At 39.5% G+C, this 17,130-nt stretch carries 16 protein-coding genes and 1 pseudogene; 3 read left to right on the top strand and 14 right to left on the bottom strand.

What is annotated here, in order from left to right:
• Positions 1–19: 19 nt before the first annotated feature.
• From FZF09_RS01400 to hpaE, 14 genes and pseudogenes are all read right to left on the bottom strand, one after another.
• Positions 20–1,405, bottom strand: coding sequence for an aminotransferase family protein (locus FZF09_RS01400; RefSeq protein ID WP_158734773.1), 1,386 nt, complete (start codon positions 1,403–1,405; stop codon positions 20–22).
• An 88-nt stretch (positions 1,406–1,493) separates the two neighbouring features.
• Positions 1,494–2,081 carry a TetR/AcrR family transcriptional regulator gene (locus FZF09_RS01395; RefSeq protein ID WP_158734772.1) on the bottom strand — a complete coding sequence of 196 codons (588 nt, stop codon included), beginning with the start codon at positions 2,079–2,081 and terminating at the stop codon, positions 1,494–1,496.
• 247 nt (positions 2,082–2,328) lie between these two features.
• Positions 2,329–3,633 carry a TRAP transporter large permease gene (locus tag FZF09_RS01390; RefSeq protein WP_158734771.1) on the bottom strand — a complete coding sequence of 435 codons (1,305 nt, stop codon included), beginning with the start codon at positions 3,631–3,633 and terminating at the stop codon, positions 2,329–2,331.
• Positions 3,630–4,133, bottom strand: coding sequence for a TRAP transporter small permease (locus FZF09_RS01385; protein WP_158734770.1), 504 nt, complete (start codon positions 4,131–4,133; stop codon positions 3,630–3,632). The genes FZF09_RS01390 and FZF09_RS01385 overlap by 4 nt, the downstream gene beginning before the upstream one ends.
• A gap of 14 nt (positions 4,134–4,147) precedes the next feature.
• Entirely contained in the window at positions 4,148–5,215 is a 1,068-nt protein-coding gene (locus FZF09_RS01380) for a TRAP transporter substrate-binding protein (RefSeq protein WP_233269362.1), read from the bottom strand.
• 127 nt (positions 5,216–5,342) lie between these two features.
• Positions 5,343–6,263, bottom strand: coding sequence for a 2,4-dihydroxyhept-2-ene-1,7-dioic acid aldolase (gene hpaI / locus FZF09_RS01375; protein ID WP_158734769.1), 921 nt, complete (start codon positions 6,261–6,263; stop codon positions 5,343–5,345).
• A 186-nt stretch (positions 6,264–6,449) separates the two neighbouring features.
• Entirely contained in the window at positions 6,450–6,743 is a 294-nt protein-coding gene (locus tag FZF09_RS23280) for an MFS transporter (RefSeq protein ID WP_370514407.1), read from the bottom strand.
• 180 nt (positions 6,744–6,923) lie between these two features.
• A pseudogene (locus FZF09_RS01370) lies at positions 6,924–7,193 on the bottom strand (UPF0236 family transposase-like protein); the annotation flags it as partial.
• A gap of 263 nt (positions 7,194–7,456) precedes the next feature.
• The gene (locus tag FZF09_RS01365; protein WP_158734768.1) at positions 7,457–8,332 is read right to left on the bottom strand and encodes an FAD synthetase family protein; all 876 of its coding nucleotides are present in this window, start codon (positions 8,330–8,332) and stop codon (positions 7,457–7,459) included.
• Positions 8,333–8,360: 28 nt separating this feature from the next.
• The gene (locus FZF09_RS01360; RefSeq protein ID WP_158735015.1) at positions 8,361–8,819 is read right to left on the bottom strand and encodes a flavin reductase family protein; all 459 of its coding nucleotides are present in this window, start codon (positions 8,817–8,819) and stop codon (positions 8,361–8,363) included.
• A gap of 24 nt (positions 8,820–8,843) precedes the next feature.
• Positions 8,844–10,289, bottom strand: a complete 1,446-nt coding sequence (locus tag FZF09_RS01355; RefSeq protein WP_158734767.1) for an aldehyde dehydrogenase family protein — start codon at positions 10,287–10,289, stop codon at positions 8,844–8,846.
• A gap of 32 nt (positions 10,290–10,321) precedes the next feature.
• Positions 10,322–11,302, bottom strand: coding sequence for a 3,4-dihydroxyphenylacetate 2,3-dioxygenase (hpaD, locus tag FZF09_RS01350; protein ID WP_158735014.1), 981 nt, complete (start codon positions 11,300–11,302; stop codon positions 10,322–10,324).
• A gap of 14 nt (positions 11,303–11,316) precedes the next feature.
• Positions 11,317–12,792 carry a 4-hydroxyphenylacetate 3-monooxygenase, oxygenase component gene (hpaB, locus tag FZF09_RS01345; protein ID WP_158734766.1) on the bottom strand — a complete coding sequence of 492 codons (1,476 nt, stop codon included), beginning with the start codon at positions 12,790–12,792 and terminating at the stop codon, positions 11,317–11,319.
• A gap of 22 nt (positions 12,793–12,814) precedes the next feature.
• A complete protein-coding gene (gene hpaE, locus FZF09_RS01340; RefSeq protein WP_158734765.1) occupies positions 12,815–14,335 on the bottom strand; it encodes a 5-carboxymethyl-2-hydroxymuconate semialdehyde dehydrogenase in 1,521 nt (506 codons plus the stop codon).
• A gap of 213 nt (positions 14,336–14,548) precedes the next feature.
• Between hpaE and FZF09_RS01335 the strand changes: the two genes are divergently transcribed.
• From FZF09_RS01335 to FZF09_RS01325, 3 genes are all read left to right on the top strand, one after another.
• Positions 14,549–15,445: a LysR family transcriptional regulator gene (locus FZF09_RS01335; protein ID WP_158734764.1), complete on the top strand. Its 897-nt coding sequence runs from the start codon at positions 14,549–14,551 to the stop codon at positions 15,443–15,445.
• Between the two features lie 66 nt (positions 15,446–15,511).
• Positions 15,512–16,144 (top strand): GntR family transcriptional regulator, encoded by a 633-nt coding sequence (locus tag FZF09_RS01330; protein WP_233269361.1) that lies wholly within the window; start codon positions 15,512–15,514, stop codon positions 16,142–16,144.
• 170 nt (positions 16,145–16,314) lie between these two features.
• Positions 16,315–17,079: a fumarylacetoacetate hydrolase family protein gene (locus FZF09_RS01325; protein ID WP_158734762.1), complete on the top strand. Its 765-nt coding sequence runs from the start codon at positions 16,315–16,317 to the stop codon at positions 17,077–17,079.
• The last annotated feature ends 51 nt before the right edge of the window (positions 17,080–17,130 follow it).

Below are 17,130 nucleotides of genomic sequence, written 5' to 3'. Positions count from 1 at the left end.
CCTTCGAGCTTTTAATCTTCTAAAGCACTTTGTTTTCAAATGCTTTTATAGCTTCTGAAAGCCTTTCTATTATTGTTTCAATATCTTTTTTATTAACTATTAAAGGGGGAGCAAGGGCCACTGCATTAATACCACCAAAAGCAAGAGGTCTTAATAGAAGATTTCGATTTAAGCACTCCTCTACTACCTGCTGTGCAGCATGCAATGACGGCTCGAAACCTTTCTCATTTTCCCGGTCTGCAAACAGTTCAATTGCTCCTAGTAAACCTATTGTTCTAGATTTTGCCGTCACTTTATGTTTCTCTTCTAAATACTTTAAGCCCGTCTGTAATTCTGCACCCATTCGCTTCGCATTACCAACTAAGTCCTCGTTTTCTATGATTTCTAAATTTTTTAATGCAACCGCACAAGCAGTTGGATGTCCACTGTAAGTAAATCCGTGAAAAAATACATCTTCTGACATTTCTGCAAGTTCATCTCTTAGTTCTGTTTTGAGAAGAACAGCACCCAGCTGCATATACCCGCTCGTGATTCCTTTAGCGACAGTCATTATATCCGGTACAATCTCCCAATTATCTACCCCAAACATTTTTCCAGTTCTTCCAAAACCGCATATTACTTCATCGGCAATCATAAAAATACCGTGTTCATTACACAGCTCTCGAACAGCTTTCAAGTAACCCTCTGGTGGAATGTTTATTCCTCCCACCCCTTGAACCGGTTCTAAAATGACAGCAGCTATTGTGTCTGAACCTTCTTTTTCAATAATGCCTCTAATGCTAGTTTCATAATCAAGGTGAGATTTATCTCCCTTTTCACAATCAGTCAGGTACGGCTTTGCGTGAAGGAATCCCGGTGCCGAAGAAGTGATCATATTATCGAATTCTCGAACTCCTGTGGCACTTGTAGCCCCCATTGTTACCCCGTGATAACTTAAATCAAGAGCAATTATTTTCGTCCGCTCTGGATTCCCTTTCAATTTCCAATAATGCCGTACCATTTTAAATGCCGTTTCATTTGATTCCGATCCGCCAGAGGTGAAAAAACTTACATTAAGATCACCAGGTGTTAAATCTGCAAGCTTTTCCGATAGTTGAATAACCTTATCATTAGAGTTATTGAAAAAGGAAGAGCTATAAGAGAGATTTAAGATTTGTTGTTTAGCCGCTTCTGCCATTTCTTGACGCCCGTACCCAATATTTACGTTCCACAAAGAAGAAACTCCATCAATATAAACATCCTCTTGAACATCTGTTACATTGATCCCTTGCCCTTCTTTAATAATCAATCCCGGTCCGCTTTGCTGCTGTAGTTTTAACGGAGTTGTTGGGTGAAAGTAATATTGTTGATCGGCTTTTTTTAGGTGTTCTGCATTAATTTCTTTTTCTACTACATTTTCATTCATAACATGTACGCCTCCCTTAAAATAATAAAACTGACGAACGTTCGTCAGTTTTATTATAAGTAAATATCAGAAAATTTACAATAGAAAATTACATTTGTTTTTCTATTCCACGCCAATAAATTTTCCAAGAAATCGAGAATCTTTTTTCAAATTCGTCAACGTTGACATAAATTAATTCCACAAGGAGCCCATCAATAAAATTCATAAAAGATATAGTACCTTCTTCCGCATTGACCTCTAAAGCATCTTCATAATTCTCAAATGCTTCTTTTATGTATGTTTGTAAACTATCATAATAATTAAAGGCACTTGAAATCACTCTTTCTTCTAAGTGTTTAGGGGGGATAAACATCATTTTAAGCAGAAATTTAATGTTTCTTTCTCCTACTGATTGATACCTCTCTTTTAATTGAAGAATAAAGTAATACAAAATGTTATTTATCGTTTTATCTTTCTGCTTTCCAAAATAATCACCTAAAAATGAGATTTCTTCATTAATTACTTTTTCCATTACTTGTAAAAAAAGATCATCTTTATTTTTGTAATGTGCATATATGGATTGCTTTTTTATACCTACTTCATCACCTATATCTGTTAAAGAAGTACCGTCATACCCCTTTTCAACAAAAAGATGTAAAGCGCTTTTTTTAATTTTGTTTGCAGTTGTCATTGACATTATGTTCCTCCTCGTTTTTTATTGCTAGAAACAATACGTAGACCCAATTAATATTATTCTACCGAATTTTTATTGATCATTCGACAAAAACACCAAGTCATCATAAGAAAAGTACCGCGGCTGCAGCAAAAACTCTTCTTTATTTGGGCGCCCCGAACGGCTCGGAACTAAAGCTAAACATCCGCTTACCTGCGAAAAAAAGAGAGTTATCTCCAATTGAATATTATTGAAGACAACCCTCTTATTCTTATCCTCTCATTAATTCAGGCAAAAATGTAATCAACTCTGGAAACACTGTAAATAAGATGATGGCAAGCACCATAGCAGCTAACATAGGTGTAACACCTTTAAATATTCTCTCAATCGGGATATCCTTCACTACACCGCTAATGATATAAACACTTATACCTAAAGGCGGAGTAATTAAACCAATGTTCATTACCATAACCATAATGACTCCAAACCAAACACCGTCAAACCCTAACTGTGTCACCAGCGGGTATATCACTGGCAGAGTCAAAACTAATATAGCAATACCTTCTAAGAATAAGCCAAGAATAAAATAGACAAGAAGAATCATTCCCATAATCATAAATGGAGACCAATCAAGCCCATTAACAAACATAGTAATTTTAGCTGGAATCCTGCTGATAGATAAAAATTGGCTGAAAACATCTGCTCCAATTAAAATCAGAAATATCATGGCAGATAAACGAGTAGCTTCACTGAATGCTTTGATTAATTTCTTACCGTTTAACCTTCTCGTGATAAGAGCTAATCCAAGTGCACCAAACGACCCAACAGCCCCCGCTTCTGTAGGAGTAAAAACCCCTAAATATATTCCTCCGATTGTGAGAACAAACAACAATACAAATGGCCATACTTTGGATAAGGACTTTAATTTTGTATTCCAATCTGATTTCTCAGATGATGGACCAGCTGCAGGATCTTTTTTCACCCATAAATACACTACAATCATAAAGAGAATCATTTGAACAATACCGGGAATAAGACCTGCAACCAGTAATTGTCCGATTGGTTCCATCGTTAAAATACCATACAAAATTAAAATAACACTTGGAGGAATTAAAATCCCCAAGGTACCGCCAGCCGCTACACAAGCAGTAGATAAAGTGGGACTATAATTGTATTTTTTCATCTCTGGCAGAGTAATACGTGCCATTGTTGCTGTGGTGGCATTTACAGAACCGGAAATAGAAGAGAAAATGGCACTGGTTCCTATCGTTGTTAGAGCCATTCCGCCTTTAATATGTCCCAGCCATGAGTCAACAGCTCGAAACAAATCCTGTCCAAACCCACTGTAAGATAGAATCATCCCCATTAATATAAACAAGGGAATCACACTGAGTGAATAGGAGCTGGCAGTTCCAAACGGTGTATTTCCTAATTGGACGAAGCCTGTATCAAATCCTCTAATCATCCCAAATCCAACAGTTCCAATAAATATTAAAGATATACTTACGGGAACCTTAAGCAAAAATAGAACCAATAGAATGGCAATACCTATAATACCTATAATTTCCGGGCTCATGTTTTTTCCACCGCCTTAACAAAATGTTTGAGCCCACTGGTTAGAGCCACAAACGCAAAGACGAAAGAACCAATAGAAGCTATGATAATAAATGGATACACTGTTAAATTCAAATCACTGGTTGTCACGTTCCGCCCCATCGTACGCATAGCTTCGTTAAATATATGCCAACTCATTAAAGAAACCATGACACAAATGAACCATTCAATACAACCTTCCATAACATGTCTTATTCTATGCGGCAGTTTGTCTACAGCAAAACCAATGGCAATATGTTCTTTGTATTTATGAGTAATAGCGAAGGTAAAAAACACCAGAATCGCTGAGCCTAATTCTGTTAATTCAAATGCCCCTTTGATTGGCTGATTGAAAAAGAAGCGCCCGATCACATCAAACGTAATCAAAAACGTAACAATACATAAAATAACGTTAGAAATATGGTGCAAAACAAGACTAAGAACATTTACCATTTTTTCTAACCCATTAATAAATTGTTTCATATTAAAAACCCCTATTATTCAGAGCCTAATTCAATAGCTCTGTCGTAGATGTCTTGACCTGGAAGCCCTTTTTCTTCTTTATCTTCAATCCAAGCATCAATGGCGGGTTGTAAATATTCACTCCATTCCTCGTTTTCTTCATCACTCAATTCATAAAATTCTGCTCCGGCTTCTTCTGCTGCCTGAGCCGCTTCTTCTGCTCTTTTATCCATGGTTTCTCCAACAACCTGTGACATATGTTCACCATTTATATCTTCCATGGCTGATTGGTTCTCTTCACTAATCGAATCCCAGCTGCTTTGATTCATTACCGCAAAGAACGTTGTCATATAAAAATTACCAACAGTGACATAATCAATCACTTCGTGCAAACTATAATCTAGTAACGTGTGAAATGGTCCTACCGTTCCGTCAACTACTCCGCGTTCAAGCGCTTCGTAAGTTTCGTTCATCGACATCGATACTGGCGTAGCTCCCATTTCTTCAAGCCACCTATTTACCTCAGGGGATGGGGAACGTATTCTCATCCCTTCCAAATCTTCTACACTTTTTACTTGTTTACCAACCGTGAAAATCTGGCCGGGTTCAGAAGTTGCCGTCCATAAAGGTACCGTATCTTCATATTCATCTTGCAGCTCCGGAAACTCTTCATACAATTCCCATAAAATTTGGGAACCTTCTACCCCTGTTTCACTCATGAAAGGAAGTTCCATCACAGAAGTAAGCGGAAATTGTCCGGGTGTATAACTATGCACGCTAAACCCCATATCAGCTACACCAGTTGCCGCTGTTTCATATTGAGCATCTGGCTCAGCTAGCTGCGCTCCTGGATAAGATATAATTTGAACTTCCGAATTGGTTGCATCTTCTGTTAATGCTTTAAACTCTTGAACAACCTCTGTTTCCATGACGTGATTAGAAGGGAACATATGCGAAAAATCAAACTCTTGTGCTTCACCGGATGATCCAGAAGCCTCAGAAGAGCTGTCAGAAGTGGAGTCATCAGCACACGCACCAAGCATAAGCACACTTGCAGCAGCTAAAACAAATGTTTGTGAAATCTTCTTTGTTAACTTAATCATGTTGTTCCTCCTTTATCACCACAGATGAATTAAGCGCTTTCATACTATAGATAAAATGAATTGGGAGAAGGATTTAAGGATATACGCCCTTATTCATTTCTCCCAACCTTCATTTAATAAAACGCGCTTAAGTATACTGTGGATCGATGTTATATTCCTTTAATGTCTCACGAATTTCATTTTGAAGCTCCTCGGATGGCAGATCCATAGGCAGTCGTAATACTGGTTCAATTTTCCCCATCATACCAAGTGCCGCTTTCACAGGGGCCGGATTCGTATCTTTGAATAACACATCATTTAATTTCATAAGTTCAAAGTGAAGATCCTGCGCCTTTTTGACGTCTCCTGCTTCCCAAGCATCATGGAGCTCGGCTACTTTCTTTGGTTCTACGTTTGCGGTAGCACTTATTGATCCTGCTCCTCCAATTGCAAGCATTGGGTAACAAAGTAATTCAATACCGGAGTATAAGAGAAAATCTCTTCCACAATAAAGTAACACTCTGTTTACATGTTCAAAATCTTTATTGGACTCTTTCGCCCCTACTATATTCGGGCAATCTTTGACTAGGCGTGCCATTGTTGTAACTTCCAAATTTTGTGCAGTACGCCCAGGGATATTGTAAATAATAATTGGAATATCTACAGAATCAGCAACTGTTTTGAAATGTTTGTATAACGCTTGCTGATTTGGTTTGTTATAGTAAGGCACTATAACCATTGCAGCATCGGCGCCCATTTCTTCAGCTTTTTTCGTTAAATACATTGTTTCATCGTGATTGGTTGACCCAGTCCCTGGTGCGAATGGGACTCTGCCGTTAATCGTTTTGATCGCATTTTCCATCACTTTCACACGTTCTTCTGTCGTAAGGGAGCTTGGTTCCCCTGAAGTACCCGTAACAGAAATAGCATGCGTTCCATTTTCCAATTGAAATTCAATCAATTCTGACTGTTTCTCGTAATCTACCTCATGATTTGCCTTAAATGGCGTAACCACTGGTGCAATGGAACCTCTTAATCTTTTTTTAATATCATCATAATTTCTACTCATTCATATATCCTCCCTCATGTGAATACTTTAATATATATCTTTTATTACATTTTATTATATATATTTTCATATATGATTTCAAGTATGAATTTATAAAAAGCTGTTTTAATAAGTAGTTAACTGTAATTTTTTTTCAGCTTCTTTCCTAAGCAAAATGATTGCATGTTTTTCGTTATATTTAAACATCTATCCCGCTCTTTGAAACACTTTCTTTGCAATCAAAAATGTAATTGAAATACCTGTTCCCAAAAACATAGACAAGATTATAAATGTCCATCCATACCCCGTTACCTTCAATAAATAAATAGTAATTATAGGTCCAATGGTCGATCCAACAAATAGGAAAAATGAGTACAAGGACATTGCTGTAGCTCTTTCTTTACCGCCATAACTGCTATCAATGAAATCACAGAAGGTACAGTGACTGAAATTCCTGTCGTGAAGACAATCAAATACGTAAGGGCAGTGGGTATGCGTCAAGTTTTTCTCGACATGCTTATAACACTACTATTTTCAGCAATCTATTTTTGTACGCTTTAAAACCAGCTACTGCGCTTCGCTTGGTGGCCTCCACTTTTTCGAAATCTTCTTTCGAAGCTTCCGAAAAAATGGGTCATCATTGAAAGCTTTTCATTAACCTGGGCTTGTGCAGTACCCCTGTCTTACGATGTTTCCCACTGTTTGATGACTGATACCTACAGCTGTCCATTCTTTTAATACCCGTTCTGTCTCCCGGTACGTCGCTTCACTGGCCATTTCTGCCACTTTTACTTCGACCAACGGACTCAGCCTCTGATGTTTTCTGATACCTATCCACTCATCCAAGGGATAATGATTTTCTCCTTCAGGGTCTACCATCAACGTACGACGATAACGGACGGGCCCGAACATAAATGGAATGGTCTTCCAGTCTTCTCGTTGGATCAGCCATACTTTTGCATGCTTTCCTCTGCTTCAATAAAATGTTTGGTGTCTTTTATTATCTAGTATAAGTGTGGTATAACAGATATCATGAGAAGGCCTCTTTCTATATGTATTTGCTCTGGTAGGCATACATTTATGATAGAGTGCCTTCTCTTTTTTTCTACCAATTTGGGCTTAAATCCTCGAGAAACATTTTACACATACAAAACCCTCGCTGCTCGCTATTAAGAGGCAACAAGGGTCCATAACAAATGAAGGAGGAGGGAGAATTACACGCTTACTTCCATTTCCTCAAATCGGGCTTGCGCATGGAAAGCATCCATTTCATAATCAGCAATAAAGTTTTCCCATTGTAATTGAACAGGCAGCGTATTTTCAAATGGCTGGCCATAAAACATTCTAATGTGAAGTTCTCCAGGTCGGTCGCTTGATTTAATTTCACAGAGCCCCTTGGTTACAAGTACTCCATTTTTCAACGTAACTTCATAGCTTCCCGGGCAGGGCAGAAAATAATCTGAGTCAATATAGAGAATATAGTTATCTTCTTTTCTTTGTAATATTCCTTGAAGTGCATACCGGCTCCCAAGATAGGTTGGAATATCTTCTACTCGGCCCGCCGATATGAGTTCGCGCAGCAAAGTAGAACTTACTTTGTGATGTTTTTTTTCCAGCTTTTCTACTGTGGTCACGCCAAAGCGTCCATTAGCATCAATATTTAATTGAGCCATATCACCTTTTCCTTTAAATCCATACGTATAATCAAACCCGCCTACTGCATGCTTGCATTGTAAACCGTCAAGGTATTCGTTAACGAATTGGTCATGAGGAATTTTGGCAACATCCATATTAAAATCTACAACATATAGCAGGTCAACACCCAGTTTTTCAAATATCTGTTTTTTTACAGACAGTGGAGTAATGTATTTTGTCACCTGATTTCCTTTTTTAATCACTGTGCTTGGGTGTGGGAAAAAGGTCATGACCGCCAGCTTCAAATTTTTTTCAGCTGCAATGGTTTTTGCTGTTTTAATAATCTGCTGGTGACCTAAATGCACGCCATCGAAAAAGCCCAAAGCCATAACGCAAGGTTCACTTTTGTTTTTTAAGGTATCAGTTATTGGATAACCTAGTTGAATGGTTTTCATTACTGCCCCTCCTACTCCATTTCTTTCCTTAGCTAATCTGTTTATATTTCCCTTCAAAGAAAGCAAGCGGTTCGCCGTCTTGAACATTTAAATTCAATACTTCGCCGACAAATAAGGTGTGGTCCCCAGCTTCATGCGCATCATACACGTTACATGCTAGATTAACGAGGGAATCTTTTATAATCGGCGTTCCTTCAAAATCTTCAAAAGCTACGTTTCTTTCTTCTTTGATTTGACCGGCAAAAATCATTGACATCTCTTTTTGCTCTTCTGACAATATATTTACAGCAAATTTATCAGCACGTTTAATTAAGTCATGCATGCGGGCTTTATCTCCAACAGAAATGAGGACAAGTTTAGGATCTAATGAAACGGACATGAATGCATTGGCAGTCATGCCGTGTACTTCTCCATCTACCTCCGTTGTAATTACGGTTACACCTGTCGCAAATTTCCCCATCGCTGTTCTGAACATACGATCATCCATCATTATCACCTCTACAACATAAATTTATTGATTGTTATTTACGACGACTAATTTTAACTCTGTCATTTCTTTTACCGCGTACTTAATACCTTCGCGCCCCGTTCCGCTTTCTTTCACTCCCCCATAAGGCATATGGTCCACTCGGAACGTCGGAATGTCATTAATCATTACTCCGCCGACTTCAAGCTGTTCGGACGTATTCATAGCCTTTTGGATGTTTTTCGTATAAATGCCTGCTTGCAGGCCATAGCGTGAATGATTGACTTCACCAATCGCTTCGTCAATAGACGATACTGGATTAATCACCACAATTGGAGCAAAAACTTCTTGGCACGATACTTTCTGATCGGCTGCTGCATTTAGAAGTACCGTAGGAAGAACAATGCTGCCTTCTCGCTCCCCGCCTGTTTTCACAACAGCTCCACTCTCTTTAGCTTCCTTAATCCAGGCTAAAGCACGCTCCACATCCCCTTCTGAGATCATGGCCGAGACATTTGTTTTTTCATCTAACGGATCTCCAGTCACCAATTTCTTCGTTTCTTCTACAAATTTCTCAACAAAGGATTCGTAGACGTTTTCATGTACATACACACGTTGAAGCGATATACAAACCTGACCTTGGAAGGCAAAAGCGCCTTGGACACAGCGAGAAATAATCGCATCAAGATCGACATCTTCATCGACAATTACAGCTGCATTCGAACCGAGTTCTAAGGTCGCTTTCTTCAAACCGGCTTTGCTGCGAATTTCTTTACCGACTTCCGGACTTCCCGTAAACGTAATCATGTTCACCCGTTCATCTTTTACAATCCGGTCTCCTACAACGCGGCCGCTTCCGGTCACCACATTTAATGCCCCTTCAGGGAGTCCGGCAACTTGTAACAATTCGGCGAGAAAGAATGCTGATAACGGTGTTTGGGAAGCTGGTTTTAACACAATAGTATTGCCTGTGGCAATAGCTGGTCCTACTTTGTGAGCCACCAAATTCATAGGAAAATTAAAAGGAGTAATTGCCCCAACAACGCCAAGAGGTTCATGTACCGTATAACCCAGTCGATTTTGACCGCCTGGTGCCGCATCCATCGGGAGTGTTTCTCCATATAATTGATTGGCTTCCATCGCAGCAAACTTATAAGTCTGGATCGTCCGGTCTACTTCGCCTCTAGCTGTGGCAATGGGCTTTGCTGCTTCCTGAGCGATGAGTGCAGCTGCTTTTTCATGGTTATCTTGCAAAAGCCGGACAAGTTGAAAAAGGATCTCACTTCGTTCATGAGCCGTTAGCTTTTTCATTTTCGTTTGGGCTTGGACGGCGGCTTCAATCGCTGTATCTGTTTCCTCAATAGAAGCTTTCGGTATTTCTGTTAACATTTCTTGATTGAAGGGAGAATACAGAGGTATGTATTCCCCTGCTTCTCGCCATTCTCCATCAATAAATAGTCTTTTTCTTTTTTCGATTTCTGTTTTGAGCATGATTATCCTCCACTTCCTTAGAAGATGATGCTTTATATGACAAACGTTGGTTTTCGTTTTTTCAATGTCGGCTCTTTCAGATCGATTTTCTTTCCAGTATGAACATCGAGCACTTCAGAGGCTTCGTCAAACCAGCTGTCTGGTGCTTCATGGCCCCAGAATGTCTGTCGCATCGGATCATCAAGATCCCAGCGGACCGGCTTGAAGTCCGGATCACTTGTGAGATAGTCCCCGTTATACAGCTCAATCCGGTGACCGTCCGGATCTCTTAAATAGAGGAAGAAAGCATTAGACAACCCATGGCGTCCCGGGCCGCGTTCGATGTTTGGAGCGTATCCCATCGACGCCAGCACATCACAGCCGTTAATTAAGCTCATTGGGTCGTTTAACCAAAAACCGACGTGATGAAGACGAGGACCTGGTCCGTTCATAAACGCAACATCATGCACGCTTGGTTTTCTATGAAGCCAAGCCGCCCATATTTTTTCTTCTTCCCCAGCCGTGTATTCCGAACAGGCAAAGCCAAGCTCATCAATATAATAGTTATAAGCTTTTTCCACATCCGGAACCATACAGTTAAAGTGATCAATACGCTGCACTTTCGCACCTTTGTATAGATCATAACGCTGGAGCATACGATCAACGGTTTCCATTTCCGCATAAAACTCTACTGGAAGCCCGGAAAGATCTTGCACGCGCAGTGATTTCCCGAGGGCTTTTTGGCTTCCTTTTTCGAGCCACTTCACTTCGCTCCCCTGCTTGGTAAAAAAGGATTCTAGTTTTTCGAGATCCTCTTCGGATCGCACTTTATAACTGATTATTTCCACGGCAGCCTCTGGCTTTTTCTTCAGCCAAAGGCTATGGTGATTGTGCTCTTCTAATCCGCGGAAGAAAATGTTTTCTTCATCGGATTCGGTTTCAATGAAGCCAAGCGCATCGTAAAATGCTCTTGACTTGTCAAGGTCTGTGACATGCAGTACGGCGCGGCCTGTGCGAATGATATCAAAATTCATCATTTATCCCCCCCTTAAACTTTTGAAAAATCCGGTTTTGATGATTTAATTTGTTTTAAGAAATCTTGCACATATTGTTTGTGCGGCTCTTTATCAAATTGATCAAAGTATGTCATTCCCATTTTAATTGGATCACCGAAGAAGTAGTATTCATAGTGCATTTGACGGCTTCCAAACGCGCTTAATGTTAGGTCCCATGCTAACCGGAACAATTGTACTCTGTCATAACCTTCGAGATTTTTCGCTTGAAGGGCGCGGTTTACAATAGGACCGAGTTCTTCATGCTGAAAATCTGCTTCTGTTGGAATGCCCATTAATCCAGATGCTCCTAGAATTCTTAAAATTTCAACTAGACGCGGATAAATTCTTGGAAACCAGTTCCTTGCTGCATTTAGAGCTTCAAAGTCTGGTGTCATCGTACCCCATTTGTCTAATGAAGCATTTTGTTCAGCCTTGAATAAATGAGATTTCATAGATTCCAAGACGAGCATGACTTCTGTTCCTTTATCTTTTACGTGCTGGAATTGATCGATTCCAATCGCATCCATAACGCTTAAGATAACGCCAAGAATAAACTCTGTTTTAACAACATTTTTAGCTACTACTTGGTGAGACATATGCACAACGGCGTTTGTCTCAAGGAAGGTCCGGTTACAAATAGAAGAGTTTCCGCAAACAAATACTTTTTCCCAAGGTACGAAAACGTTATCAAAATAGACAATCGCGTCTCCTTCTTCGAACCGGCTGCTCATTGGATGATCCCATTCATTTTTTCCGTAATCAAAAGACTCGCGGCTAATATACTTCAACCCAGGGGTATTATTTGGTACGACAAACGCTAGGGAATATGGATCATCTAGTTCACCAGCTTGTTTTACGGTTGATGGAAATACGAGAATTTCATCTGTAATACCGCCTTGTGTAGCCAAAAGACGTGCTCCGTCTACAATGATTCCATCTGATCTTTTTTCGACGAGGTGCAATGCAACATTGGCGTCTTTTTGTTCGTGCTGCGCTTTTTGACGGTTCACCTGAGGGTGAATTAAAGTATGCGTTAAACTAATGTCATTTTCGCGCGCATATTCGTAATAATTTTTCGCATTTTCTGCAAACATCGGATCATCTTCTGCAAAAAGATCGGTTGCTACTCCCATTGCCATCACTTCAGCGTTTAAATAATCAGGAGAACGCCCCATCATACCTCCGGATGTCCGAGCCCAGGTTTGAATCGCTTCTCTGCGTTTGACCAAATCTTCTTTTGATTCGGGACGCAAAAATGTCATTCCTACTTTGTCTCCGGAAGTAGGTGATGTATAAAGCATTTTTTCCGGCTGCTCATACTGAAGGTCATAAAGGTTTGCCATGGAATTAATAACATTTTTAAACCCTGGATGAGTCGTTGGATCTTCGACACGCTCTCCATGAATGTACACATTATTTTTCGCCTTCCGAAGTCTTTCTTTGTACTGTGCTCCTGTTTTAGCAGGCATTTTAATTCCTCCTTAAATAAATTTATTTTTTTCCAAATTGCGGGATGTGGTGGTCTTTTAACGCCACATGTATAATTTGAACCTCGGTGTAGAATTCAAATGCATAATAACCGCCTTCTCGCCCAATCCCGCTGTGTTTGGAACCTCCAAATGGGGTGCGCAAATCACGGACGTTTTGGGAATTTACCCACAACATCCCAGAGTCTACAGCTTGAGCGACGCGGTGGCCGCGCTGCATGTCTTTCGTCCATACATAACCAGCCAAGCCATACCGAACATCATTGGCGAGTTCAATCACTTCTTCTTCCTCTTTAAAGGTCATGACAGCGATCACAGGACCGAAGATTTCTTCTTGAATTACCCGCATGTTATTATGAGCATTCAATAAGATGGTCGGGGCGATAAAGTTACCGCGGCTCATGTCCTCTGGAATATGGCCGCTGATCACCTCACAGCCTTCTTCTTTCGCTAGTTCCAAGTACCCTTTGACGTTGTTATAATGTTTTTTATGAATGAGTGGTCCGACTTGGGTCTCTTCTCTCATCGGATCTCCGACGATAATATTTTGCACTCTTTCTTTCAATCGTTCGACAAAGGTGTCGGCAACGCTTTCATGAAGGTACAAGCGAGAATTTGCTGTACAGCGTTCCCCGTTGAAAGAAAAGATGCCCCACGTCGCTGCATCAAGAGCCCGGTCTAAATCTGCATCGTCAAACACGATGATCGGTGACTTACCACCCAATTCCATTGAGAATCGTTTCAGCGAGTCCGCGCCATTTTTCATAATTTCGGAACCGGTTGTCGTTTCTCCCGTAAAAGAAATCAATTCCACATCTGGGTGCGCAACCAATGCAGCTCCGGCTTTTTCGCCGTACCCGTGCACTACATTAAACACACCATCCGGAAGCCCTGCTTTATCAATAATCTCCGCTAGACGATTCGCGGTTAACGGCGACCATTCCGCCGGTTTCAAAATGACTGTGTTCCCTGTCGCCAATGCCGGGGCGATTTTCCACGTTTCCAGCATAAACGGTGCATTCCATGGGGTAATTAAACCTGCGATGCCGACTGGTTTATGAATCGTATAATTCAAAAACTCGTCGTCTACTTGATACACATCTCCCACTAAACGGCTTGACACCATTTCCGCATAAAATCGGAAGTTATGAGCCGATCGTGCAACCATCTTTTTCGTTTGGCTTAGGGGCAGCCCTGTGTCATAGGATTCTAACGGAGCGATTTCATCGATATGTTCATCAATTAAATCGGCAATCCTATAAATATAAGCCAACCGTTCTTTTACCTTTAAGTTTCCCCATTCTCCCTTAAACGCTTTTCTTGCCGCTTTGACAGCTTGATCAATATCCTCCGTATCTCCAGAGGCGACCCTGTTGATTGGTTCATTCGTAAAGGGGCTAATGTTTTCGAATGTTTCCTTACTATCGGCATGGACAAATACTCCATCAATATAAAGCTGAATGTCTGAAATGGAAGAAATCGCTTCTTTCCCAGCATCATTTACATCCATTAAACGAGTGCTCATAAATGTTACCTCCCATCTTTTTGATAACGCTTTCTTTCATACTAAAAAAAATTCCCATATTATGATGCAGCTCTTTTTCGAAATATGGAAATTGTCTAACTAATTTCTAAATTAAATGTATCACGCTTTCTAACATATTAAAAATATTAAAAATATTGATTATATATATGTTTTTCATATACAATAAAGAAACATTGCAGCAGGGGTGATAAAATGGATATAAAACAGCTTCGTTATTTTTGTACAGTTGCAGATGAAGGACAGATCACAAAAGCTGCCAAAAAACTTCATATGGCCCAGCCTCCACTTAGTCAACAATTAAAAAAGATTGAAGAAGAGCTAAATATTGAGTTGTTTGAAAGGAATGGACGTACCATTGAATTAACAGAAGCTGGCCGTGTGTTGTATAAAAAGGCTAAAAACATAATGCATGAGCTTGAAGAAACCATTGTAGAAGTACAAGAAACGAATGAAGGCATTAGAGGTGTTCTTGCAATAGGTTCTAACAAATCTTGCTTTTCTTTTTTACCGGAACAGATGAAAAAATTGCGCCAACAGCACTCAAAAATCTCGTTTCTACTTAGAGAAGGTGATACCTTTTATCTTGAAGAAAGTATAAGAAACCGTGACATTGAGTTGGCATTCGTTCGCCTTCCAGTTGATCTAGAAGAATTTTCTACGCTTCGTCTCCCTTCTGAATCGTATGTTCTTGTTCTTCCAGAAAATTGGAACAGCTTTGAACAAGAAGTACAAAAGATCTCCATGAAGGAATTAAAACATATTCCGTTAATGCTTCTTCACAGAATCAGTGGAACAGGTCAATTTGAATTAATCGTAAATGAATGCAGAAATCATGGTTTTGAGCCGAATGTTATTTGTGAATGTCCAGATGCTACCATGCTCCTTTCGCTGGCGACTACAGGGGTTGGCGCAACCATTGTTCCAAGATCGACTTTGTACGCTTTCTCTTATGAAAGTCTCAGAATTCTAGAACTCGAAGACGCCTCTATTGCAGCTGAACCAGCTATTATTTGGAAAAAAGACCGCAGTTTAACGAAAGCAGCTCAACGTTTATTAGATTTATTTAAAAACGCTTATCCTACTACATAACACATCAACAACCACTTGCTATCGTATACAATATTATATATAATAATTTTTATGGAACAGAAAAAGATGAATAAAAGCAAACATGCATATAATGTCATTAGAGGACGGATTTTAGATGGTACGTATTCACCAGGACAACGCATTATTTTAGATCAAATTGCAAAGGAGGTTGGATCCAGCCACATTCCTGTTCGAGAAGCTATTCGACGGCTTGAGGCTGACAGACTTATCGAATACAAACCAAATGCTGGTGCGGTTGTTCTTTCTATTGATGAAAAGGTGTATAAGCAGACGCTGGAACTGCTTGCAATTTTAGAGGGGTATGCTACTGCACTAAGTGTAGAACATATGTCTGAAGAACATGTAAATGAATTAGTTGACATTAATGAAGAAATGAAAAAAGTATTAACTCAATATGATTTAAATACGTTCAGTCAATTAAACAAGAAGTTTCACTTTGCGATTTATTCGCATTGCCCCAATAAATTATTAATAATTGATATTGAAAAATCTTGGGAAAAACTTGATACGGTCAGAACCTCTGGCTTCGCATTTTTCCCAATGCGTGCTCCAGATTCCGTTAAAGAACATGATAAAATGATTGAACTGTTAAAAAATCATGATTCCAAAGCCTCTTTAGAAGCATATGCACGTCAGCATAAGTTAAACACACTGCTAGCTTATGAAAACCGAAAATAACTTTTCAAAGGAGCTGTCCAAACTCATAAAGTAAAAGCCTATGCTATAGAATAGCACAGGCTTTATTATTTATTACATTATTTTTCGTCATTACTTTATTGAACCTTTAATATAAATCATATATAATAATATATATAATTTTATAAACAATAAGAAGGAGTGTTATGGATATGATTAAAGCAAGAGGGTTATTTAATAATCTATATCAACCTGTTGAAATAGAAGTTGATCCTCAGACAAACAATGTTGCATATCACGCTAAATCCTATTCAGCGAACGATTTGCATTGGGGTGTTCCTACAAATGCTACCGTTTACGGGACAGCTTTAAACTATAAAGGAGAACTTGAGAAAATGGGAGACCTTTTGCATAACGATCCTTATAAAGCACCCCCAAAAGCTCCTATTTTATATATCAAGCCTTTAAATACTTTCACCCCTCATCAATCCAATATTCCGCTGCCCAGTGACGTGAAAGAATTACAAACAGGGGCAGCTCTTGGTATCGTTTTAAAGAAGACAGCTGCACATGTAAACGCAAGTTCAGCATTTGAATATATACAAGGATTTACTATTGTAAATGATATAAGCATTCCACATGAAAGTGTGCATCGACCTGCTGTTAAACAAAAAGCGAGGGATGGCTTTTGTCCAATTGGTCCGTGGGTGGTCGAAGCAGATCAACTTCCCAATGCAGATAACCTGGAAGTGAAGGTATATGTTAATAATGAATTGAAACAAACAAATTCAACAGAAAACCTTATTCGAAATATTGGTACGCTTATTGAAGATGTTACAGAATTTATGACTTTATTCAAAGGAGATGTTCTCTTAGTCGGCACACCGGAAAATCCACCGCTTCTAAAAGAAGGCGACCAGGTTCAAGTGGAAATTGAAGGAATTGGAAAGCTAGAAAACAGCGTAGTGGCAGAATAATATCTTTCATACATTCATTTAACGAAAGAGATAGTTATAAGATAAAAAGGA

It is taken from the genome of Alteribacillus sp. YIM 98480, from assembly GCF_009765375.1.
In the GTDB taxonomy this organism is placed as follows: Bacteria; Bacillota; Bacilli; order Bacillales; family Marinococcaceae; genus Alteribacillus.
This window is presented reverse-complemented; position numbering and strand designations above follow the sequence as displayed.